Source organism: Gelidibacter salicanalis (assembly GCF_016469035.1).
In the GTDB taxonomy this organism is placed as follows: Bacteria; Bacteroidota; Bacteroidia; order Flavobacteriales; family Flavobacteriaceae; genus Gelidibacter; species Gelidibacter salicanalis_A.
In genome coordinates this window covers 94,592-118,078 of the sequence record NZ_JAEHJZ010000026.1, presented here as the reverse complement: position 1 = coordinate 118,078, position 23,487 = coordinate 94,592, and the positions used below count along the sequence as shown (strand labels likewise).

At 37.6% G+C, this 23,487-nt stretch carries 23 protein-coding genes; 9 read left to right on the top strand and 14 right to left on the bottom strand.

Going from position 1 to position 23,487, the window contains the following annotated elements; translation table 11 throughout:
- Positions 1-19 precede the first annotated feature (19 nt).
- Both JEM65_RS11390 and JEM65_RS11385 read right to left on the bottom strand, forming a co-directional pair.
- A complete protein-coding gene (locus tag JEM65_RS11390; RefSeq protein ID WP_199599508.1) occupies positions 20-2,179 on the bottom strand; it encodes a M3 family metallopeptidase in 2,160 nt (719 codons plus the stop codon).
- Positions 2,180-2,240: 61 nt separating this feature from the next.
- Positions 2,241-2,948: a peptidylprolyl isomerase gene (locus JEM65_RS11385; protein WP_199599506.1), complete on the bottom strand. Its 708-nt coding sequence runs from the start codon at positions 2,946-2,948 to the stop codon at positions 2,241-2,243.
- A 6-nt stretch (positions 2,949-2,954) separates the two neighbouring features.
- Between JEM65_RS11385 and JEM65_RS11380 the strand changes: the two genes are divergently transcribed.
- Both JEM65_RS11380 and JEM65_RS11375 read left to right on the top strand, forming a co-directional pair.
- Positions 2,955-3,596, top strand: coding sequence for an NUDIX hydrolase (locus tag JEM65_RS11380; protein ID WP_199599504.1), 642 nt, complete (start codon positions 2,955-2,957; stop codon positions 3,594-3,596).
- Between the two features lie 88 nt (positions 3,597-3,684).
- Entirely contained in the window at positions 3,685-4,494 is an 810-nt protein-coding gene (locus JEM65_RS11375) for a lysophospholipid acyltransferase family protein (RefSeq protein ID WP_199599536.1), read from the top strand.
- A gap of 11 nt (positions 4,495-4,505) precedes the next feature.
- Here the strand turns inward: JEM65_RS11375 and JEM65_RS11370 are convergent, their stop codons facing one another.
- From JEM65_RS11370 to JEM65_RS11355, 4 genes are all read right to left on the bottom strand, one after another.
- Complete coding sequence (locus JEM65_RS11370) at positions 4,506-5,153, bottom strand: hypothetical protein (RefSeq protein ID WP_199599502.1); 648 nt, start codon at positions 5,151-5,153, stop codon at positions 4,506-4,508.
- 4 nt (positions 5,154-5,157) lie between these two features.
- Entirely contained in the window at positions 5,158-5,652 is a 495-nt protein-coding gene (locus tag JEM65_RS11365) for an RNA polymerase sigma factor (RefSeq protein WP_199599500.1), read from the bottom strand.
- 167 nt (positions 5,653-5,819) lie between these two features.
- Positions 5,820-6,488 carry a lysoplasmalogenase gene (locus JEM65_RS11360; RefSeq protein WP_199599498.1) on the bottom strand — a complete coding sequence of 223 codons (669 nt, stop codon included), beginning with the start codon at positions 6,486-6,488 and terminating at the stop codon, positions 5,820-5,822.
- Positions 6,489-6,614: 126 nt separating this feature from the next.
- Positions 6,615-7,688, bottom strand: a complete 1,074-nt coding sequence (locus JEM65_RS11355) for an endonuclease/exonuclease/phosphatase family protein (RefSeq protein ID WP_199599496.1) — start codon at positions 7,686-7,688, stop codon at positions 6,615-6,617.
- Positions 7,689-7,827: 139 nt separating this feature from the next.
- Here JEM65_RS11355 and JEM65_RS23115 point away from each other — a divergent pair, with 139 nt between their 5' ends.
- Positions 7,828-8,145 carry a four-helix bundle copper-binding protein gene (locus tag JEM65_RS23115; protein ID WP_199599487.1) on the top strand — a complete coding sequence of 106 codons (318 nt, stop codon included), beginning with the start codon at positions 7,828-7,830 and terminating at the stop codon, positions 8,143-8,145.
- Between the two features lie 27 nt (positions 8,146-8,172).
- Positions 8,173-9,696, top strand: coding sequence for a GH3 family domain-containing protein (locus tag JEM65_RS11345; protein WP_199599485.1), 1,524 nt, complete (start codon positions 8,173-8,175; stop codon positions 9,694-9,696).
- On the opposite strand, the gene JEM65_RS11340 is transcribed toward JEM65_RS11345, so the two are convergent.
- The 3 genes from JEM65_RS11340 to JEM65_RS11330 form a co-directional block, all read right to left on the bottom strand.
- A complete protein-coding gene (locus tag JEM65_RS11340; protein ID WP_233530624.1) occupies positions 9,683-10,303 on the bottom strand; it encodes a hypothetical protein in 621 nt (206 codons plus the stop codon). The genes JEM65_RS11345 and JEM65_RS11340 overlap by 14 nt on opposite strands.
- A 235-nt stretch (positions 10,304-10,538) precedes the next feature.
- On the bottom strand, positions 10,539-11,810 hold the full coding sequence (locus JEM65_RS11335; protein WP_199599484.1) for a hypothetical protein: 1,272 nt from the start codon (positions 11,808-11,810) through the stop codon (positions 10,539-10,541).
- A 57-nt stretch (positions 11,811-11,867) separates the two neighbouring features.
- A complete protein-coding gene (locus tag JEM65_RS11330; protein WP_199599483.1) occupies positions 11,868-12,446 on the bottom strand; it encodes a thioredoxin family protein in 579 nt (192 codons plus the stop codon).
- Between the two features lie 42 nt (positions 12,447-12,488).
- On the opposite strand from JEM65_RS11330, the gene JEM65_RS11325 reads away from it, so the two are divergent.
- On the top strand, positions 12,489-12,824 hold the full coding sequence (locus tag JEM65_RS11325) for a tRNA-binding protein (RefSeq protein WP_199599482.1): 336 nt from the start codon (positions 12,489-12,491) through the stop codon (positions 12,822-12,824).
- Positions 12,825-12,929: 105 nt separating this feature from the next.
- Here the strand turns inward: JEM65_RS11325 and JEM65_RS11320 are convergent, their stop codons facing one another.
- The 3 genes from JEM65_RS11320 to JEM65_RS11310 all read right to left on the bottom strand — a co-directional run bounded on the left by JEM65_RS11320 (position 12,930) and on the right by JEM65_RS11310 (position 18,052).
- A complete protein-coding gene (locus JEM65_RS11320) occupies positions 12,930-15,437 on the bottom strand; it encodes a M14 family metallopeptidase (protein ID WP_199599481.1) in 2,508 nt (835 codons plus the stop codon).
- 97 nt (positions 15,438-15,534) lie between these two features.
- Positions 15,535-15,924, bottom strand: coding sequence for a PUR family DNA/RNA-binding protein (locus JEM65_RS11315; protein WP_199599480.1), 390 nt, complete (start codon positions 15,922-15,924; stop codon positions 15,535-15,537).
- Between the two features lie 373 nt (positions 15,925-16,297).
- A complete protein-coding gene (locus JEM65_RS11310; protein WP_199599479.1) occupies positions 16,298-18,052 on the bottom strand; it encodes an ABC transporter ATP-binding protein in 1,755 nt (584 codons plus the stop codon).
- A gap of 132 nt (positions 18,053-18,184) precedes the next feature.
- Between JEM65_RS11310 and JEM65_RS11305 the strand changes: the two genes are divergently transcribed.
- The 4 genes from JEM65_RS11305 to yajC all read left to right on the top strand — a co-directional run bounded on the left by JEM65_RS11305 (position 18,185) and on the right by yajC (position 21,282).
- Positions 18,185-19,285, top strand: coding sequence for a Glu/Leu/Phe/Val family dehydrogenase (locus JEM65_RS11305; protein WP_199599477.1), 1,101 nt, complete (start codon positions 18,185-18,187; stop codon positions 19,283-19,285).
- A gap of 109 nt (positions 19,286-19,394) precedes the next feature.
- Positions 19,395-20,339 carry a transcription antitermination factor NusB gene (gene nusB / locus JEM65_RS11300; protein ID WP_233530623.1) on the top strand — a complete coding sequence of 315 codons (945 nt, stop codon included), beginning with the start codon at positions 19,395-19,397 and terminating at the stop codon, positions 20,337-20,339.
- 66 nt (positions 20,340-20,405) lie between these two features.
- On the top strand, positions 20,406-20,954 hold the full coding sequence (locus JEM65_RS11295; RefSeq protein ID WP_199599476.1) for a DUF1573 domain-containing protein: 549 nt from the start codon (positions 20,406-20,408) through the stop codon (positions 20,952-20,954).
- 16 nt (positions 20,955-20,970) lie between these two features.
- Positions 20,971-21,282: a preprotein translocase subunit YajC gene (yajC, locus tag JEM65_RS11290; protein WP_199599474.1), complete on the top strand. Its 312-nt coding sequence runs from the start codon at positions 20,971-20,973 to the stop codon at positions 21,280-21,282.
- Between the two features lie 54 nt (positions 21,283-21,336).
- Here yajC and JEM65_RS11285 read toward each other — a convergent pair whose 3' ends face one another.
- Both JEM65_RS11285 and pepT read right to left on the bottom strand, forming a co-directional pair.
- Positions 21,337-21,933 carry a YdeI/OmpD-associated family protein gene (locus JEM65_RS11285; RefSeq protein WP_199599472.1) on the bottom strand — a complete coding sequence of 199 codons (597 nt, stop codon included), beginning with the start codon at positions 21,931-21,933 and terminating at the stop codon, positions 21,337-21,339.
- An 85-nt stretch (positions 21,934-22,018) separates the two neighbouring features.
- Positions 22,019-23,257, bottom strand: coding sequence for a peptidase T (pepT, locus tag JEM65_RS11280; protein WP_199599470.1), 1,239 nt, complete (start codon positions 23,255-23,257; stop codon positions 22,019-22,021).
- Between the last annotated feature and the right edge of the window lie 230 nt (positions 23,258-23,487).

Genomic DNA, 23,487 nt, shown 5'->3' with positions numbered 1-23,487 from the left:
AAGAAGGTGTGATTTTTACTTATTTCTTTGGCACTGGAAATCCTCTGTCTTTCATTAAGGCCTCAATTTTAGCATCACGTCCTCTAAACAAACGATAGGCTTCTGCTGGATCCATAGAATTTCTAGGCGCAAATAGATAATCGACTAATTTCTTAGCGACTTGCGCATCGTAAAATCCATCTGGAGCTTCTTTAAACGCTTCTGAAGCATCACTCGTCAATACATCAGCCCACATATACCCGTAGTATGCAGTAGCATAGCCTTCACCAGAAAATACGTGCCCAAACTGTGGTGTTCTGTGACGCATCACCAATTCTTTAGGCATCTTCAATTCCTTTAAGGTTTCACGCTCAAATTTGTCGATATCAATATTTTCAGGATCCGCCAAATGCAGTTTCATGTCAATCAATGCGGACGCTAAGTATTCTGTTGTACCAAAGCCTTGATTAAAAGTTGATGCTTTTTTGATTTTTTCAACCAATGTAGCAGGGATAGGTTCTCCCGTTTTGTAGTGTACCAAAAATTGATTGATCACTTCATCCGTAGACAACCAACGCTCCAATAACTGCGATTGGAATTCTGTATAATCTCTGACACCACCATTTAGGGTAGGGTACTTCACATTAGAAGAGAAGAAGTGAAGTGCATGCCCAAACTCATGGAAAAATGTGGTAGCATCATCCCAAGAGACCAAAACAGGCTCACCAGGAGCAGGTTTTACAAAGTTGGAATTGTTAGACGCCAAAACGGTTTCAGCACCATCATAAGTTGTGTGGCTTCTATAAGTGGTTGCCCACGCTCCAGAACGTTTTCCTTCGCGAGCAAATGGATCTAAATACCATAAACCGATGTGTTTACCAGAATCTTTATCAGTCACTTCCCAAACGTTCACATCTTCATGGAAAACTGGGACGGTGCCTTCAGCAACAGGCGTGAACTCATAATTAAACAATCGGGCAGCAGTATAAAACAAGGCTTGGGTTAATTTATCGAGTTGTAAGTATTGTTTGACTTCTTCACTGTCTAAATCATACTTTTTCTGACGTACTTTTTCAGCGTAGTAGCGGTAATCCCAAGGCTCAATAGTAATATTGTCACCATTGGCGTTCGCCACAGCTTGCATATCAGCTACTTCTTCCTTAACCCTTGCAATAGCAGCTGGCCAAACAGCCATCATCAAATCCATGGCGTTTTCTGGGGTTTTTGCCATTCTATCCTGTAAGCGCCATTCCGCATAATTGTCATAACCCATTAAACCCACACGTTCTTTACGAAGTTTTAAGATTTGTGCAATCAATTCGTTGTTGTCATAGTCGTCGCCATTATCGCCACGAGAGTAGTAATTGTTCCACACTTGTTTGCGCAATTCGCGCTCCGTAGAATAGGTCAAAAATGGATCCATTGAAGACCGTGTATTTGTAATCGCATATTTGCCGTCTTCGCCTTTGTCTGACGCTATTTTTGCTGCAGATTTGGTAAACGATTCTGACAAGCCACCTACTTGGTCGGCATTCAAATACGTCACATAATTTTCTTCGTCATGCAACACGTTGTTAGAAAACTTGGTGTAGATAGACGATAATTCTTTATTGATTTCAGCGTAACGTTTCTTTTTCTCAGCGTCTAAATTGGCGCCGTTCATTTCAAAGCTTTTGTAAGTCAAATCAACTACCCGTTGTTGGTCATCCTCCAACGGTGTGGTTTGTGAAGCATCGTAAACCGCTTTAATCCGTTGAAACAATTTCTCGTTTTGAGAAATTTTAGAATTGTAGTCAGACAATTTAGGTGCCAACTCTATTTGAATGTCTCTAAACTCAGGAGAGGACATATTGCTGCTTAAAATACCATAGTAGGTAAACACACGGTCCAGATCTTTTGCTGAGCGCTCCATGGCCGCAATGGTGTTCTCAAAAGTTGCTGGCTCAGGGTTGTTGGCTATTTTTTCAATATCCTCCAGGCCAAGCTCCATTCCTTTTTCTACGGCTTCCTTAACATCTTTAACATTCATTTTGTCAAATGCAGGAACGCCATCAAATGGGCCTGTCCATTCCTGCAACAGAATATTCTCATTCTTAGCCATCGTGTCTTCTTTTTTTTTGTCGTCCTTACAACTTGTTGTAAAGGCAATTAGCGCACATAAACTCAAGGTTTTAATGTGTCTGAGGTTGTGTTTTGTCATTAGTTTTAGTGTTGATTTTTAAAGTTTTCAAGATATTGAATTAAAGACTGAAATTTCTTAATTAATCTATAATTTCCACTTTTCGGATGTAGATGTTATTTAAAGGCCATTCAGAGCCATCCGTTTCTTGGGAGGCAATTTTATCTACCACGTCCATGCCGTCTGTCACTCTGCCGAAAACAGTGTAATCTCCATCCAGATGATGGGCGCCATCTTGTTTCTGCACGATAAAAAACTGGTACGGAGAGGCAAGTTTATAGGGGTTTTCAATCTCACTGCTGGGCATGCTGATCACGCCTCTGTCGTGAACAAAACCGCGGTTGGTGTCTGTTGGGAGAAGATATTGTCCAATTTTTTGACGTCGCTCAGCGATGCTAACGTCATCACTGTTGCCGCCCTGAATAACAAAATTATTGACAATGCGATAGAATTGGGTGTTGTCAAAATAGCCTTGTTTGGTTAAGAAGATGAAATTGGCACGGTGGAACTTGGTCTCGTCATATAATAGAATATCTATAGTGCCAAAATCAGTGGTCATGCGTATCTTGTTTTCCTTGTGCTCTTTCTCGTATTTCAGAAAAAAATCCATTGCGTTTTTATCAGTGAGTTTCGGATATTTACGTTGGGGTTTTTTTTGTTCTTTTCTTTCTTCCTTCGTAGTTGCAGTGGTCAAGGAATCAGGAACCAAATTGTTTTCTTTTTGGCGAGATTGTTTATCTTCACAATTAAGAAAAATAAAAAAAACGCCAATACACATTAAAATTCTCATAATTAAATGAATTTTGAAACATTTTTAAAATCTATCTCAAAAATAGAACATATTCCCCTTCCCGGGCCAGATTCGCAGTTTAAAATGTCGCCCCCTTACCGTAATGAATTGATTAGACAGCAAGAAAAAGCCATTAAATATTCAAAACAAGCGGGAGTTATGGCCTTATTTTACCCTGATATGGAGCAGGACACAAAGTTGATTTTGATCTTGAGAAAGACCTATAGAGGGGTGCATTCTGCCCAAGTAGGATTCCCTGGCGGGAAGCTGGAAGCTGACGATCCTTCACTGGAATATGCGGCTTTACGAGAAACTTTTGAAGAAGTAGGCGTGCCGCTAGGTACTATTACAGTATTAAAACAAATGACCAAATTATACATTCCACCCAGTAATTTTACTGTATATCCCTTTTTGGGCATTACAAATGAGACGCCTAAATTTCTTAAACAAGATGATGAGGTAGAAGACTTGATTGAGGTGAATTTCAATGACTTTGTTAATGATGAGTACGTTACTACGCAAATGATTATGACCTCCTTAAATCAGCAAGTTGAGGTTCCGGTTTTTAAATTGAACGGGCATACGGTATGGGGCGCAACAGCCATGATGCTTAGTGAAATAAAAGACTTGATAAAAACAGTGCTGTGAGCAGAGGTTTTTATTAAATTTGTTTCTTGACCTATAGTGAAGCGATTATATTGCATCCGTAGGATATCGTTAATTTTAAATATAAATGATGGGATTATTTAAGAGAAACCCTTTTGGACATATACTTTTAGTTAAGAAATGGCTTATCCGCATCTTGGGAGCCTTGACACATAGGCGTTTTAGAGGTTTTAATGAGCTGCAAATTGACGGTTCTGAGGTCATCAAAAATCTACCGGATACCAATGTGCTCTTTATTTCCAATCATCAGACTTATTTTGCTGACGTGGTGGCAATGTTCCATGTCTTTAATGCAAGTTTGAGTGATCGGGACGATAATATCAAGAATATAGGGTATTTGTGGAATCCGAAATTGAACGTTTACTATGTTGCCGCTAAGGAAACCATGAAATCTGGCTTGTTGCCTAAAATATTGGCCTATGTGGGGTCTATCAGTATTGAACGCACGTGGAGAGCGCAAGGGCAGGAGGTCAATAGGCAGGTTAAAATGAGCGATATCACGGCCATCTCTAAGGCGTTGGATGACGGTTGGGTAATTACCTTCCCGCAAGGCACCACAACACCTTTTAAACCTATAAGGAAGGGGACAGCGCACATTATTAAGCGGTATAAGCCTATTGTGGTTCCTATTGTGATTGATGGGTTTAGACGATCATTCGATAAAAAGGGAATTCGGATCAAGAAAAAGAATATCCTTCAATCTATGGAAATTAAAGCGCCGCTAGAAATTGACTACGAGAATGAAACTATCGATCAGATTGTCGAGAAAATTGAATATGCCATTGAGCAACACCCCTCATTCTTAAAGGTGATTCCGCAAGAGGAGATCATGGCGCAGCAAGAATTGAATAGGCTTCGTAAATGGAGGATTGAAGAATAGAAGACTAGGCTTTACGATAACATTTCTAGTTTTTTCAATTCTTTATAATTTCTGTTTAGCTTTCTCAACAATAAGCCGTAGATCAACCAATAGAAAAATAGTAATACCCCTGCAAAAACGGCAATAACCCCGGCGACCATTAATATGATTTTCGCGTAAAACATAAAGACTTCCCCATTGGCAGAGGCTGCTTGTACTCTATTGATCAGGGCTTGGTCTTGATCAAATTCAATGTACAATACGACTGCAAAAGAAACGACCATAAAGAGTAAGTTGAAAAGGACGTAGTTTTTAACTGTCTTTCGTGTTTTTAGGATATTCTCCATGAGTACTTTGGCATTGTCCGTTACGGATATGCGTCTGTAGTTTCTGTAAAACAAATAGAAGAAATACGCTAAAATCACATATCCGATAACGCTTAACGGAATAAGCAGATAATCAGAATCTAATTTGTCAAAATGAGCTGTGTTTTTGGAGCCCTTAAAAAACAGCGTGAGTGCTGTCCATAGGCCAAATTCCATTAAGCTTATGATAAACACCCATTTAACGATAGATGATGATCTTTTTAAGATCATTTTATAGATAGCATTGGCAGAGACGTGAGGGTACTGTGCTTCCTCTTTCTTCCAATGTTTTTTTAATAGTTCTAATTCATCCATAAGATTACGGATTAAGTATGGTTCTTAATTTGTTTTTGATCCTGTTCATCTTCACTCTGGCATTAACCTCACTGATCCCTAAGGTTTCGCTTATTTCCCGATAATCTTTGTCCTCTAAATACAGAAACACAAGTGCTTTTTCAATATCATTAAGTTGCCGCACGGCGTCATAGAGCAATTTTAGTTGTTGTTCCTCAGTGTCGTCATAGGCTTCAGCGGTAAGTTTGAATTGATAGGTATCTAACTCATACGTATTGATTGTGCGCTTAGATTTTCGATATAAGGTGATGGCTGTATTGAGGCCAACACGATACATCCAAGTACTGAATTTTGCATCGCCTCGAAACTTAGGATAAGCTTTCCATAGCTGAATGGTGATCTCCTGAAACAAATCATTGTGCGCTTCTCTATGGTTTGTATAAAGTCTACAAACTTTGTGCACAATGTTTTGATGCTCTTCTAGCAACGCCACAAAATTATGTTCTAATTCTTTGTCCAAATCGGGTAGTTAGTTACAGGGTTAGTATAGAGAGAACGGAATTTGTTACAGGAATTTTGCTTTTTTTTCTGAAAATATTAAAGTGATTTAAGTTTAAACTAACACTTCGTTAAATTATGTATAATTATCTGACTATAAATTATTTATTTTATAGGTATTGATAAAAACTATCGCTGTTTTAAAACACCTAAGACGATAAAATATTGTGCCAGCGCATAGGTTAGCATGATATAGACGCCAGAAAACTGTATGGGCATATAAAATTTATTCACGGCCAATATGCTGTCTGAAATCACAAATAAAAGCGCTCCAAAAAATACCAGAATAAAACTTTTTTCAGCTACTTTTTTGTGTCTTATATATGCCGTTATGACCATCAATAGAATGACCAGCATGTAAATAATTACGGGCATCATCAAGTCGTTTAAACCGTCTCTGAGCAGATAGAAAAATCCTAAAGCGTATAGGGATAAAATTGTAATTAAAACTAGAGGGTTTATTTTAGAGTTTCTTTTTTTGAGAAAAACAACGCTATAAAAAAGATGTGCCAATAAAAATGACACCAATCCTAAGATAAAATAATTAGCAGAACGGGAATCAAAAAGTAAAAGAACATCGCCCATTAGAGAACATATAAGTGCCAAGAAAGTGAGGGTTCTGGTTTTTGGATCCAGTTCTTTACTTTGAACATAAAAATAAAAGAGGAGGCTTATGAGCAACGAAGGTTTGGTGAAATAATGACAGACCCCTCGGTTGTCCACACTGCCGCAAATAAGCTCAGCGATAATTAGCAAGGCATAAATTAAGACAAATAGTTTATCGGTTTTGCTGAGCATAGGCCGGAATTTGGTTCTAAGATACTAAAATGACCCTATTTTAGAACTATTATACTCATTTGAGCTGAGTTGAACAGCTGTTAGGTTGTAAATACATATAATCAAGAATTTGTGCAAGACAAAATTTTACGGCGTCTTTTTCTCCTTCAGTTTCTTCAATTGTTTTTGGGCCCTTTCAAGTTGTTCTTCAGTAGCAGGAGTTGGCAGTTGGTCTGCCGCCCCCTCCGGTTCGTAGGTGAGCTCCACATAAAGCGGAAAATGATCAGAATCAATGGAGTTGCCAACTTTTAGATCCAACAGTCTAAATTCTGGAGATACATAAATGTGGTCCAATGGCCAACGGAAGAGGTGTTTATTGGCATCGAACGTACTGTAAAAACCACGACCTACTCTCACGTCCAGCAACTCGCTAGTGGCCTGAAACAAAAGCGATGTTGGCGACCAGGCAACATCATTAAAATCGCCAATAACTATCACGGGAATCCTAGAGTTGCGCGCTAATTCAGAGGTCATCATCAGTTCTGCGTCTCGATCAGTAGACAATGGGTTTTCTTGTGGCATAGGCGGGGTAGGGTGTATGGCGTAAAGTTGTGCAAGATCGCCATGAGGTAAGCGTACTTTGCTATGAATGGACGGGATGGAATCAGTAACCATGAATTTTACTTCCGGATTAACAAGTTCTAGTTTGGAATACATTAAAATTCCGTAGGTATTATCTAATGGTAATTCAACTTTGTATTTATATTCAGCGGATAGTGTTTTTATAATAGCGTCCTTCCAACGGTTATTGGCTTCTGTAAACACAAGAATGTCTGCGTCCATTTCCTTAATTATCGCTTTTAGTCCCTCACTTTGTTCGTTTTTCTGTAACACATTTGCGGTGAGTAGCTTAATTGTTGATTGTGTTTGTGTTGCGGAGGCATCTAAAACTTCTTTCTCATAAAATGGGGTATAGGGAGCAATTTTTGAAAACTGAAATATAAAACACCCTATAAGCAAGCTGATGAATACATAGTCTTTGAGGTTTTTGATATCGAATTTTATATAATAAATTAAAATAGCGATAAATGTAAGGGTAGTTAACTGAATGTGTGGAAAATCGAACATCCTAATCCACCAGTAATCTGCGGGTATCAGTGGAATTAATGTGAATAGGATGGCCATAAGGCCAAAGCCGATCAAAATCTTTTTTAAAAGCATAAATTTAATTTGGCCACAAATTACTCATAATTCTCTCAAAAGAACCTATAGATGCTAAAAAAGGATTAGCGTTAAAGCTTTTAGTAATTGAAACACGTTTGTTGTATGAAATGAGAGACATTGCAATAAACTTTTTATTATGAAAACAGCATATCAAAAATGTATTGAAGCCTGCCAAAAGTGTTTGGTAGATTGTCAAAATTGCCTCATCGAAATGGTTGGCAAAGAGAGTATGAACGACTGTCCCAAGTGTTGTGTGGAATGTATAGATGCCTGCTTGGTGAGTATTAAAATGATGTCTGCAGATAGTAAATACGCTGCTGACTATTGTAAATTATGTGCAGAAATTTGCGATTGGTGTGCTGAGCAGTGCAGTCAACACGATCATGAGCACTGTCAAATTTGTGCAGAGTCTTGTAGACAGTGTGCAGAGGAATGTAGAAAAATGGCGGCCTAAATTCATCTTTATTTTTATCTTTACCCTATGGCAATACTTGGTAATATCATTAAAGGTTTCATTGATGTCAAAGAAACCTTTTCTTCAGAAAATAATCCTGTAAAAGAGCAGCAGGAGGTTTTAAAAAAGCTCTTATCAAAAGCTAAGGACACAGCATTTGGAAAACATTATGATTTTCAAGCTATTTTGGACTCAGAAGATCCAACTAAGGTTTTTGCGAATACAGTGCCTTATTTCGACTATAATAAAATTCAGGAAGAATGGTGGTATAGATTACAAGATGGTGAAGAGAATGTCACCTGGCCTGGGCGTCCAAAATATTTTGCCTTGAGTTCAGGAACCACAGGGAAGTCGAGTAAACGGATTCCGGTTACCGATGATATGATTGATGCGATCAAACAAACAGGTATTCAGCAGGTTTTTGCTTTGAGTAATTTTGATTTCCCGGCTGATTTTTTTGAGAAGGAGATCATGATGTTGGGGAGTTCTACTGAGTTAAAGGAAAATAATGACCATTTGGAAGGTGAAATTAGTGGCATTAGTGCTAGTAACATTCCATTTTGGTTCCGATCGTATTATAAACCTGGAGAGGAAATTTCTAAGATTGACGATTGGGATGCTCGTGTACAACGCATTGCCGAGAATGCCGAAAATTGGGATATTGGCGCTTTAAGTGGTATTCCTTCGTGGATTGAGCTCATGCTTCAAAAAGTTATCAGCCATCATAATTTGAATAATATTCATGACATCTGGCCTAATCTTCAAGTGTACACTTCTGGTGGTGTGGCTTTTGGGCCTTATGAAAAGAGTTTTAATGCCTTATTGGGACGTCCCATAACGGTTATTGATACGTATTTGGCCTCAGAAGGTTTTGTTGCATTTCAATCACGTCCAGAAACGGATGCCATGAAATTGGTAACAGATGAAGGTGTTTATTTTGAATTTGTGCCATTTAAACCCAAGTACATCAATGAGGATGGTTCATTGGTTAAAGACGCGCCTTCGGTAACCTTGGAAGAAGTAACTACAAATCAGGATTATGTGCTGATTATGAGTACAGTTAGTGGCTCATGGCGTTATGAGATTGGAGATACCATTGCTTTTACAGATGTTGAGCGTGCTGAAATTAAAATTACGGGACGCACCAAATTTTTTCTGAACACCGTAGGTTCTCAATTGTCCGTTAATAAAATGGATGATGCGATGAAGCATCTTGAAAGCGAATTTTCAACAAAAATTCCAGAATACACTATTTGTGCGAAACGTTGTGAAGATGGCGAATTTTATCACTGTTGGTATATTGGTACAGAAGATAATCTGAATGAAGAAGCTATTGCCAACAGCTTGGATGATTTTTTAAAAGATGCTAACAAAAACTATAAAGTAGCCCGAAGCAAAGCCTTAAAAGGTGTGAAGGTGAAATCCATCCAGCCTGCTGTTTTTTATGAATGGAGCGGTGCCAATAAGAAAAAAGGCGGTCAGGTAAAGATGGAACGCGTTATGAAAGAAGACAAATTTAAAGAGTGGGAACAATTCGTTACTGAGCAATAGATTCGGTTGCCGTAGCTTCTGTGTTTCTTTTTTCGATGACATCCATGATTTCTTCAGGAGATAAATAGTATTTTTTGATACGCAATTTATAGGCGTCATGTATATCAGCATTGTTTAAAATAAAATCCTTCGTTTTCAGGATATATTCTTCCATGTTATGTTGTACGGCATAGGTGTCTGCTGCACGTTCAGCCTCTACAATGTGAGTGTCAGACAGCACGTATTTAATTCCAAACCACATAAGGTTCAGTTTGTTTCGGTGTGTATAATCCATTATGTGCCCCAGTTCATGACCAATCCATCCTATTAATATATCTGAGGGGATATGGGTGGTTAGGAATTGTTTATCGGCAATTTTGAAGGTTTCACTGATAAGTATTACATAACTTCTGTTTTCCCGACTTCTAAAAAAGCTTCCAAATGTAGGTCTGGCCTGCATGGTTGATTTTTTAATGTTGGGTTTGAATCTAAACTCAATGTGTGTGTCTTCAAGTTCAGGATAGTATTCTAGCGCTTTATGTATTTCTTTTGATATAGAATTGGGTATAATGTGCTGTGCGTTCATTGACGAGGTTAAAATTATAAATAAGTAAATGGAATATTTCATAGTGTAGGCCCCTTAAAATACATTTATTTTAAGGAAACAGGTCTAGGTTTTGCTTTTATTTAACTAAAAACCAATAAGGTTAAAGTGCTTTTCATTTGAGATAAAAGAGCATCAAGATCTTAACTACTTTTGGCAACTTGAATCCTAGAGACAGGTTTCAACACATTGCTTTTTTGCCCCAAATTTGAAAAAACGGTTTTTAACCGTTTTTTTTTATGCTTAAGAATTTCCAAATTTAATAGCACTCAAAACATCTTATATAATGACCATTAAAATTTACATCTTCGGAGCCTTTTAATGCTTTTGAAGGATAATCTTTTTCATTGAGAATGCGTTTGAAGGCTTTAGCATAGGTGGTCAATTCATTTCTTCTGCTTTTAAGTTTGTCCTCAATATCTTTTCCATCTAGAGCATATATTTGAGAAGGCCATTGGCGAGTGGCATTTACAATAGCTGCATCTGTCAACAGCGTTTGTAATTTTTGTGCTTCTTCAATAAAAACCTGTTCAGGAGTGCTCTTTAAAAAATAGACATCAAAATCATGGATGAGTCCGGGCAGGTAATCAATATCTTTATCAAAAGGACGCATTTCAGGGGTCACATTTTTATTGGCGATAATGCTTGGCACAATGCCGCTAATATTGAAAAATGCATTATCTCTATCTGATGGCAACGGAATAGCAAGTTGACCATCTTCATTATCTTTTATAATCCAACCCCATTGCTTGGCATGTCTATCCCAGTCTCCAATGATCAAATCGAATAAACGCGCTCTAACTAGGGCACGTTCGTCGACTTTAAGAGACGCGCCAAGTTCTAGTTTTAATTCCTGTAAATCGTCAGTTTCTATAATTTCACTCACATTATCAACAGTTGTCCAATTGGTGCCACTTTCCGTTTCATGTTCAAAAACGAAAAGCTTATTGCCGTAATTTTTATTATATTCTTTAAGCGATTCTTGTTTAGGGATAAAGTAGATTTTAGGATCCGTATGATGTATTTGGGCAGCATCAGCCAAAGATGCCACAACAATTGCAGCATAGGGGTGTTGCGCAGAAATACCATCTACGATAATATTTTCGAGTCCCAGGGTTTTGGCAAATTCTGGCACAAGAGGCGCTGGTGTTTTATTGATGCTTCTTAAGGTGTACTTGTTACCGATGCTGTCTTCAAGTTTTAAAGATTTGGTTTGATTGCCCCCACCTTCCTTTACTACGGTCAGTCCTCCTAAAAGGGTGTCTAAAAAGGCAACTTTAACCTTAATTGGGGTTGACCAGGCCTCACGGTAATGCTCGCCTTGCATCATCTTTTTTAAGTCGTTTGCTTCGTATAGCGTGCTGGCTGCTATGGTTAGCGAATCATAATCCTTAAAATTCATGTTCTCAATGTTTTCAGACCTGAGGATGGTTGAAGTTTCAAATTCCTTAGGAGTACTGTTTAATGATGTGTAGAGCAGAATTATAAAAAGGATGAGTACAATGCCTATAATTAGTATGATTTTTTTCATGAAAAGGTCTTTTTTATAAATTGAAAATGTCATTTAATTTAGTCTGACATTTAGATACTATTGGCCAACGTGTTTATTTTCATTGCGCCATTTGATATTACAGCCAAGACTTGGTTTTTGATCTTGCGGAGGTTGTTGGTTGTTTAACAGTAAATTTAGGGCATTACTCAAGTCTTCTCCCGTAACAGGAATTTCATTACTTGGCCGTGAACTATCCAATTGACCTCTATAAAATAGTTCTAAATTGGCATCAAAGAGATAGAAGTCCGGTGTGCAAGCCGCACTATAGGCTTTTGCGATACTTTGTGTCTGGTCATATAAATACGGGAAGATAAAACCTTCATCAATAGCATTTTTCTTCATCAAGTCAGGACCATCCTGCGGATAGCTAACCACGTCATTGCTGGAAATAGCTATAAATTCTATGCCTTTAGATTTGTATTCTTTGGCGAGTTTTGAAAGTCTGGCATTCACATGTTTAACATAAGGGCAATGGTTGCAGATAAACATAATGACCGTACCTTTCAAGCCTTTGCACGCATCCAAAGAGCGCTTTTTACCGCTTACAGTATCCAGCAATCTAAAATCGGGTGCTTTGGTACCTAAAGGCAACATATTTGAAGCAGTTTGAGCCATAAATTTATTTTTCTATCTTGTAAATTATTTCAAAATTTGAGAATGGAAAAGATAATAACTTTTGAGGATTTCACCAAAGTTGATTTGCGTATTGGAACTATTATAGAAGTCCATGATTTTCCTGAGGCCATAAGTCCAGCATATCAGCTGATTATTGATTTTGGAAGTCTAGGGATTAAGAAATCTTCAGCTCAAATAACGACACTTTATACCAAGCAAGACTTGTTGAATAAACAGATTATTGCCGTTGTGAACTTCCCTAAAAAACAAATTGCAAAATTTATGAGCGAATGTCTTGTGGTTGGAGCCATTAAAGAGGGCGATGTGTTCTTATTGATTCCCGAAATACATGTCAACAACGGAACAGCAATTCTTTAATTTCTGTTACATCTAAAATTGATGATATAGACCATCCAAAATTAAGCTATTTCCGATGTTCCTCGTAGCCTAACTTTGGATTGTTTTATAAACTTGAATTTTATATTAAAGTTCTTCTCTAAAAAAAATAGCATTCATCATGAGTTTGTTTGTGCCAAACCAGAATGCTCTAAAATTGGTATTGTCTGTAAATGCCACCACCTTACCACGTTTTAAACGTTGCATTTGGTACGGTACGCTCAGCGCCAAACTATCTAAATTTGATTTGGAGACATAGCCACTCAACAACGGGTTTTTAGTGTATTGAATGGGGTTATTGTAGCTCTGTTTGTCCGGATTAATAAATATGGTAGAACCTCTAAAAAGCGGTAGGGTTTCATTTTTGTATCCAAAATTAATAGGATGCGAACGGTCCAACTTCGCTTCAAAAATAGCACCGCCAATAACTTGAGCTCCATTATAATCGCTACGGTCTTCAAAAGTGACATTTTTAGCGATCCGTTCTGTTTTCTTAAAGTCTAATTTAATAAATTTATTAGTGTTTAGCCACCGTACAGCATTTTCAAATCCGATAAGCGTTCCGCCGTTCTCTACCCAAGTAGTTAGTTTTTCTGCAGCACTTTTGCTCAGGGTAGCACTTGGTAGAATGATGGTGTTATAGCGATTTAGAGCTGCACGATCTAAATTATCAGTATCCAATTTTGTCAAGGTCATATCGTAACGTTGGTCTAGCAAATGCCAAATTTCGCCAGCATCATAAGGCGATACACCGCGGCCCACAATCAGGGCTACTTTGGGTTGCGATAAAGGTCTGAATTGGTTGCTGCCCAAATCGATGCCTTGGGTCAATCCAGTAGCCACGGCATCAATTTGCACATGGCCTTCAGTTGCCAATTCCTTTAAAAAAGTGTACAGTTCCTCCGAATTTTTAGATTGGTTTTGAACAGGGATCATGATGGTGCCATAGTCGTAATCTTTGCCGTTGGTGCTAAATTGTTTCATCGCAACTTTGGCGCGTAAATCTTTTTTAAGAATTTGATTCAGAACTTTTGGCGTATAATATTCGTGCCATTCCATTAAATAAGCATACTCACTCTTTGCAGAGACTTGTCCCGCTTTCATTTTTAAATCTGATACCTGTTGGCCCATATTTGAGGACGACACCCCTTCCGCATAGTCTAAATTAAAGGCCAGTGGTAAAGTCCAGGCCGACACATCGTAAAACAGACTGTCCTGAAAAGTCGTGCGCTTTTCAAACATCGCATTAATCAACCGTGTGTTTTTTTGATTTTTAGGGATCACATAACTATAACCTTTCTTAAATTTTTTACCATCAATAGTGGCATCTTCTTTAAGCTCATAGATTTTAATTTGATGCCTTCTTAGTATTTCGGCCAATTCGTAAGTTTTCCCAGCATCTTTTTCATCGCCAAAAACTATCGTCTTCCCGTTTTCTTTGTTGGCTTCTAAACGTGCATTTTTGAAGAAATTATGCTGGTACTTTAGGATGTCTTCGCGCATACTTTTGGCTGCTTCCAAAGTAGAGAGAGCAGCTGTAAACTGATTTCGAATGGTGAAGGGGAACGTGAGCAGTCCGTTGTCACTCTCCTGAATATGACCTCTAGAACTCGCTTGTTCAAAAAGAATCCCAATACCGCCGTTAATATCAGGAAATGTGGAGCCTTTACCATAATAGAAATCATCAAAACTTTCTTCTGTATAATAGAAGGAGCCAATTTTATCTAAAGCTTTTGCATGGAAATCGCCAATGCGTCTTGTAAGTTCTTGGTTTAGCTTAGGTGTTAATGGGTGGGTCCTACTGGGGATTCCGGGCTGAAAGAAGAAGGATGAATTGGTACTCATTTCATGATGGTCCGTTAAAATATTTGGCAGCCATTTATGGAACGTTTCCAACCTGACTTTAGACTCTGGTAATTGTACAGGTAACCAATCTCTATTCATATCAAACCAATAATGATTGGACCTGCCTCCTGGCCATACTTCAGAAAATTCACGGTCGTTGGGGTCTGGATTTAAATTTTTACTTCGGTTGGAATTGGCCCAATACGCAAAACGCTGCAAGCCGTCAGGATTGAATGATGGGTCAAAAAGTACGACCATCTTATCTAGCATGTCTTTAACTTCACTGCTTTCTGCGGCAGCGAGGTAATAAGCAGCCAGTAGTGCAGCATTAGAACCACTTGGCTCGTTACCATGAATGGAAAACCCTTGATTAACCACTACCGGCATATTACTCGTATTTGCTGCAGCATTGTCTTCAGTAGCAGCAATATGTTGCTCCCTGATAGCATCAATATTTTGATGGTTTGCTGGAGAGGTAATGGTCAGCAGGATTAAAGGTCGGCCCTCATAGGTTGTGCCTCTGTTTTCTAACGTAATCCTATCAGAACTTTCTGCCAATGCTTTCATGTATTCTACAAGTTTGTCGTGGGTAACGTGCCACTCACCAACCTCATGTCCTATCACTGATTGTGGGGTAGGAATGGCTTGGTTATAACTTGTGTTTTGCGGTAAATAATAGGATAAGTCTATCTGTTCTTGGGCAAAAATGACACAGGACGATAAAAAAATGAAAGTGTACAAAAATTTCATAGTAGTTTATGTAAGGTACTTGGTTAGTTAAAGGATAAATATAAAAAAACCGCTATTATAGGTAGCGGTTTTAATGATGTTTTTATGTTCTTTGGGCTTAGATATCCTCAAAATTGATATCTGTAAAGCTTCCCGTAGATTTAACGGGCTCTGAATTTGAATTTTGGTCTTCAGAATCAAACTCGTCTTTTTTGAAATCTTTTTGATGACGTTCGCTGATCACTTCGTCTCCTTTTTCATTAATGACATAATCGGTCATTTCCTTTAAAATTTCATTAAACTCGCTGAAATCTTCTTTGTAGAGATAAATTTTGTGTTTTTTGTAGTGAAAAGAACCATCGTCATTGGTAAATTTTTTACTCTCAGTAATAGTAAGGTAATAATCTCCAGCTTTTGTGGCTCTAACGTCAAAAAAATAGGTTCGTCTTCCTGCGCGCAATACTTTAGAGAATATTTCCTCTTTCTCCATCATTCCGTGATCACTCATAGATTTTTTATTTTTATTAGTAACAGTTTACGTACCAAAAATCTAAAAAAAAAGATTAGTAACCAACAATTTCTGATATTTCTTTTAACTAAATATGAAGAATTTTTTTACAGCACTTTAAATGGTTGGGGGAACTAGAGGTAACGGGCCAAGTTCTTATTATCTAGTTAAAGGTTAAAACCCTGCTTCCGATAGCGAGATTCATTGCAGTTACTTTAGTTTCTATAAATATTTTAGCCACGAACCTGCCCGTCCGTTCAGGCGGGTACACAAATCATTATGTGTTTTTTCCCATTCTTTATCGGCTATTTCACGAAGCAGACTTTCAGTCTGCAAATAAACCTTGTTGATGCCATAGCGTTTGTTTTGTAACCTAATCGTTTTCTGTAAGCTGTTTCATATACAGTTCTTTGTAATAACCATCCACACCAATAAGTGTGTCATGTGAGCCAGATTGTATGATCTTTCCTTCATCAAGCACAATAATTTTGTCCGCACTTTTGGCTGAAGACACTCTATGGCTTACAATAATAGTTGTTTTTCCTTTTGTGACTGTTCTAAGGTTATTCAGGATTTTTTCTTCGGTTTCCGTATCTACGGCTGAAAGGCAGTCGTCAAATAACAAAATCTGTGGTGCTTTTATAATTGCCCGGGCAATGGAAATGCGTTGCTTTTGACCTCCAGAAAGTGTAATGCCCCGTTCGCCCAAAACAGTATCATAGCCTTTGGTAAAACCTTTGATGTTTTTGTGGACATCGGCATTTTTGGCGGCGTTGATCACTTCCTCTTCGGTTGCGTCTTCCTTGCCAAACATGATGTTGTTTTTAATACTGTCAGAAAATAAGAATGCATCTTGCGGCACGTAACCCATATGGTCCCTTAAACTTATTAAGTTGAGGTTTTCAATAGGGGTGCCATCAATTATGATTTCTCCTGAAGAAACGTCATACAGACGTCCAATTAGATCTAAAATGGTTGATTTTCCAGAACCTGTTTTACCAATAATGGCCATCGTTTCTCCTTTGTTAACCTTAAAGCTGACGTTGTTTAACGCCTGAATATTAGTGTCAGGATAGATGAAAGAGACCTTGTTAAACTCAATATCGCCTTCAATGTGGGAAGGTTCAGTGACATTGTTTTTTATGGTTGGTTCTTGTTTCAAAAATTCATTAATCCGTTTTTGGGAAGCTTCTGCCTGTTGTACTACAGAGGTAACCCAGCCTACCGTAGCCACAGGCCATGTCAGTAAGTTGACGTAGATGATAAATTTAGCAATCACCCCTAAACTTTCAATTTCGCCATCTATATATTGTTTACCACCAATATAGATAACTATGATGTTGCTAAGCCCAATTAAAAAGATCATCAGAGGGAAAAATAAGGCTTGAATTTTAACCAAGTCAATATTTTTTTGTCTGCTCTCAGCAGATAGTGTATCAAAATCAGCATTGGTAGTGCCTTCAATGCCGTACGATTTGATGACGCTTATGCCACTAAATGTTTCTTGGGTAAAGGTAGAGAGTTTGGAAAGCCATTGTTGCACAATGGTACTACGCTTATGAATCTTTTTACTTAAAATATAAATAAAGTAGGAGAGTATCGGTAAGGGGATAATAGTGTACAACGTTAGTGTGGGCGCAGAGTTGAACATCAATACCAGCGCAATAATAAATAAGGTTGCCGTATTAATGCTATACATCAAGGCAGGTCCTGCATATTCGCGCACTTTTCCTACATCTTCACTGATACGGCTCATCAAATCTCCAGTGCGGTTAGATTTGTAAAAATCTAAAGAAAGGCGTTGGTATTGCTGATACACTTCATTTTTTAAATCGTATTCAATTTCTCGTGACACATAAATAATGGTCTGACGCATCAAAAACGTGAAGATGCCGCCAATAATTGCAGCGCCAACGATATAAAGAATATTCACTAACAGTTCACTCTTAACTACGTCAATATCTGTAGTAATGCCTTTTCTGTAATTATCAATCACATCAATTGAATTACCTACCAATTCTGGAGTAAAAAGAAGAAATATTCGCGCAACAATTGTTATTAAAATTCCTGCTAGTAATTTATATCTGTACTTGTAAAAATATTTATTGACGTGTTGTAATTCTTTCATTTATAATTCTAAGCCGTTTCGTATTGGCAATATGATAATTTAGCGCCTATTTTTTTGCTAAAAATGTAATATTGATTTATTTTTATGCCAAATTTTTAGATAATCTAAAAATCCTGAATTAAATTCAACTATATGAATTCAAAAGTTATAAGTGCTAAGGAAATTGCAAAGGCAGACCCTGTCTTTGGACAACTTTCTTTTGATAATCATGAGCAAATTGTTTTTTGCAATGACAAAGATACTGGTTTAAAAGCAATAATTGGTATCCATAATACGGTTTTAGGACCAGCTTTAGGTGGTACACGAATGTGGAATTATGCCAATGAATGGGAAGCATTAAATGATGTATTGCGACTTTCTAGAGGCATGACCTTCAAATCTGCAATTACCGGTTTAAATTTAGGCGGCGGCAAAGCGGTAATAATTGGTGATGCCAAAACTCAAAAAACCCCTGAATTGATGCGTAAGTTTGGTGAGTTTGTACACTCTTTAAGCGGCAAATATATTACGGCTGAAGATGTAGGGATGACCACTGAAGATATGGATACGGTAAGAGAAGTGACACCATACGTTACTGGAATTTCTGAAAGTAAAGGAGGCTCAGGTAATCCCTCTCCAATTACGGCTTATGGCGTTTTTATGGGAATGAAAGCTGCCGCAAAGTATAAATTTGGTTCTGATGTTCTTGCAGGCAAATCAGTGTTTGTGCAAGGTATTGGTAATGTTGGTGAAGCTTTGGTTGGGTATTTGGTTAAAGAAGGAGCAAAAGTGACCATTACAGATTTGAGTGAAGAACGATTGCACACTGTGAGTAACAAATATGGGGTTGCTATATATAAGGGAAATGATTTGTATAATGAAGCTATGGATATTTATGCGCCATGTGCACTCGGGGCAACCATAAACGATGAGACTATAAATAAAATAAAAGCTCAGGTTATTGCGGGCGCAGCCAACAATCAATTGGCTGAAGATAGGCATGGTGTGATGTTGCAAGAAAAAGGGATTGTGTATGCTCCAGATTTTTTGATTAATGCGGGCGGCATCATTAATGTATACGCTGAACTTGAAAACTATGATAAACAGGAGATTATCCGAAGAACAGAAAACATCTATAATACCACTTTAGAAATCCTAAAACGGGCGGCTGCAAACGGAGCCACGCCTAATGTGGCAGCACTAAATACTGCTAAAGAACGGATTGCCAAAAGAAAAATCGAAAAGTCAAAATAAGGGCAATATATCTTATAAATATGTTTTGAAGTTATAAATTAATACTATTTTTGCAGGGCGAAAAGTCAAATGTACTTTTCGCCTTTTTTAATTTAATAAGTTCTTACAAATGCTAAACAGAAGACATATTCGTATAAAAGTGATGCAAACCCTTTATGCGTTTAAAGGTGGAGAAAGTGATGATTTCAAAAAAGACGAGCGGTTCTTACTCCAAAGTCTTGATCACATGTATGATTTGCACCTCTTAATGTTATCGCTTTTAATTGAAGTACAAAAGCGCGCTGAAGATTATCAAGACAAATCGCAGCGTAAAATTTTAGCAACCAAAGAAGAAAAAAATCCCAACAGAAAATTTATTAATAATGAAGTTTTACAACTCTTAAAAGAAGACAGAGCGCTTCAGATTGAGATTGAAAAGCGAAAGATTGATTATTGGTATCTCGATTTTGAATATGTTGACATCATCTTTAAGAGCATTTTAGAAAGTCCGCTTTATAAAGAGTACATGGCGACTTCCGTTTCTGATTTTAAAGAAGATAAGAACTTTATAGCAGATGTGTTCAGTGAGATTGTAGCGCCTAATGACAAGCTCTATGATTATATTGAAGACAAGAGATTGACTTGGTTAGACGATTTGCCAGTAGTCAATACTGGAATTCTCAAAATGCTTAATAAAGTAAAAAAGGAAAACAGCTCAAATTACTTTACCCCCAAACTTTTTAAAGATACAGAGGATAAAGAATTTGCGAGAACCTTGTTTAAGAAATCCATACTCAATAAGTCTAAATTTAACCAAGAAGTAGCGGCAAAAACCAAAAATTGGGATGCTGACCGTATTGCCAGTTTAGATGCTGTGTTGCTTCAAATGGCGATTTGCGAATTTCAAAAATTCCCGTCCATTCCCGTAAAAGTAACCATTAACGAATATATTGATATTGCAAAGGAGTACTCTACCCCTAAGAGCAGTTTCTTTATTAATGGAATCTTAGATAAGATTGTTAAGGAATACACTGAAAATGGCGATTTAAATAAAATAGGGCGAGGGTTGATGTAGTAAGAAATTATTCTTATTTTTGCATTTAGATCTATTTTAAATAGAACAGTTAAAAAAAATAATACGATGAAAAAAATTATGTTAGGTGTTAGCGCACTATGTTTGGTGGCCTTTACGTCATGTAAAGAGGATGCTACCGCAAAAATCAAATCAGAAAATGTTGCAGAAGCGGCGGCAAGAGATGCTAACTCAGGAAACTTCGCGACGATTGAATTTGAAGAAACTGAACACGATTTTGGAACAATACAAAATGGAACGCCAGTAGAAACTGTTTTTAGATATACTAATACAGGAACTTCTCCATTAGTTGTTAGTGATATAAAAAGTACTTGTGGCTGTACAGTGCCATCAGATTGGACCAAACAAGTTGCGCCTGGAGAAACTGGAGAATTCAATGTGAAGTTTGACGGCAAAGGTAATGGCTTAGTTACAAAAGCAATCACCATGACTACAAACACTGAAAAAGGTGCAGAAACAGTTAGAATTAAAGCAATGGTAGAAGGCGGAGCTAATGCAATGCAGCCTGCTGCTCAAAGTGGCGCACAATCTATTATGCAACAACCAGTTCGTAAATCGAGCACACAACCCGGTCACGAAGGCCATAATCACGATTAATAATACTTAAGAATTAATGGAAGGAATAAGTCAGTTTTTACCCTTTATAGCAATGTTTGCTGTAGTGTATTTTTTTATGATTGCACCACAGATGAAACGTGCCAAAAAGGAGAAAAAGTTTGCCAGCGAATTGAAAAGAGGCGACAAAGTGATTACCAAAAGCGGAATGCACGGTAAGATTGTCGACCTAAATGATAAAGATAGCAGTTGTGTTATTGAAACCTTAGCAGGAAAAATAAAGTTTGATCGCTCCGCAATTTCAATGGAGATGAGTAGTAAACTCAACGTTGATCCAGCAACTACTACAACAACGACCACCACAAAGTAATTGTTGTGTAATTGTATAGCATTAAAAAAGCCACTGTTAAGTGGCTTTTTTGTATTAACGTTTTTTGTATGTATCGTGAAGGCCAGTGCCTTTTAAAATCATCGGTTTGATCTTTTCTAACCGAGCGGCTTTCGTCACGTCACGTTTTGCAGATGCAATATGGTCGGCATATTCCCGTTGCCTTCCCGGAGTGAGTGCATTAAAGCAGTCTTTAAGCGCACCGTCTGTTTCAAACGCTTTTTCTAAGAGTGTTGGAATATCTACTTTTTTCCCTTTGCGCTCTGGCTGTAATTCTTTTCCTAATTTTTGGTTATCAATAGCTTCTTTTACATAGGCCAGCACTATAGATTTGTCAATATCCTGAACAGACTCAAAGCGCATTTGTCGTAAACCTTTGGTTTTATCTTGAGCCTTTACCAGTAGATTGTGTTCATCTCTTAAAAAGACACCGTTAAAAAACCAAATACAGAAATGCTTGTTAAAAGCGGCAAGGCCTAATACGTTTTTTCCGTTTAGGGCATATACTGGTGCATTCCATTTCAAGGTTTCCTCCAATTCTGTTGTAGTGATAATCTGTCGTAGCATCGCAAGAGCCTCATCAAATTGAGAATGGACCTCAAAATACTCTTCAACCGAATTTATTTTTGCCATAATAAGTCATTTTAGTCAAAAATGCCATCTGTGTGTTTTTATTACAAACTAATCTTTGTGGCAACTCTAGAAAGCAGAAAGAATTTTATTTCCTTAACGCCGTCAATTCTGCAATTTTGCAAATTACCATAGTGGCCTTTATCATACTCTCTACCGGTACATATTCATAACGTCCGTGGAAGTTATGACCGCCAGCAAAGATGTTAGGACAAGGTAAGCCCATAAAACTTAGTTGTGAGCCATCTGTTCCGCCTCTAATGGGCTTGATGAGCGGTTTGATGTTAAGGGCAATCATGGCTTCTTCCGCAATGTCTACAATATGCATGACCGGTTCAATTTTTTCTTTCATATTGAAATATTGATCCTTGATGTCAATGGTTACTACTTCTCTTTCGTATTGTGTATTCAAATCGAAGGTCAGTTGACGCATGGCTTCCTTTCTCGCATTAAAATGATCCTGATCATGGTCTCTGATAATATATTTCAAAACCGTTTCTTCCACACTGCCTTGGATGCTTGCAAGATGGAAAAACCCTTGATAATCTTCAGTATGCTCAGGTGTTTCCAACATAGGGAGCGAGTTGATAAATTCAGTAGCAATATACATAGAATTGACCATTTTGCCTTTTGCATATCCTGGGTGTACAATGGTTCCTTTTACTTTTACCGTAGCACCTGCAGCATTAAAATTTTCATATTCCAATTCGCCTATTTGACTGCCATCCATGGTATAGGCCCATTCTGCGCCAAATTTTTCAACGTCAAATTTATGAGCGCCGCGTCCAATTTCTTCATCCGGTGTAAATCCAACACGAATCTCGCCGTGTTTGATTTCAGGATGCTGGATAAGATATTCCATAGCGGAAACAATCTCTGTAATTCCCGCCTTGTCATCAGCACCTAAAAGCGTGTTGCCATCAGTGGTAATTAATGTCTGACCGGTATACTGTAACAAGTCGTCAAACAAATCAGGAGACAGGATAATATCTTTTTCAGCATTTAACACAATGTCTTTTCCATCATATTTTTCGATAATTTGAGGGTTGACATTCGCTCCTGTAAAATCAGGAGAGGTGTCAAAATGAGATACAAATCCAATTACAGACACCTCATGGTCAACATTGCTAGGTAGCGTAGCCATGATGTAAGCGTTCTGGTCAATAGAAACGTCTTTCATGCCAATAGCTGTAAGCTCTTTAACAAGAGCGTGTGCTAAATCCCACTGTTTTTCAGTGCTGGGTGTCGTTTCAGAATTCGGGTCAGATTCTGTGTCAATAGTTACGTAACTTATAAATCTATTAATGATGTGTTGCTTATCAATCATATTATTTTTCTTTAATGATGCAAAATAAAGCATATTCAAATGAACAATGACAATGTTATAAAAATTTTCAGTAAATATTCCTCTTATAACACGGTGACATTAACGACTTTATTAAATAATTTAACTCCTACAATCAATTGTTTTCTTATATTTATGTAATAATTCTGTATTAAGCGTTTATTTTTACGATATAATTTAATGAATTAGTTATTTATTAACTCAATTAGTAA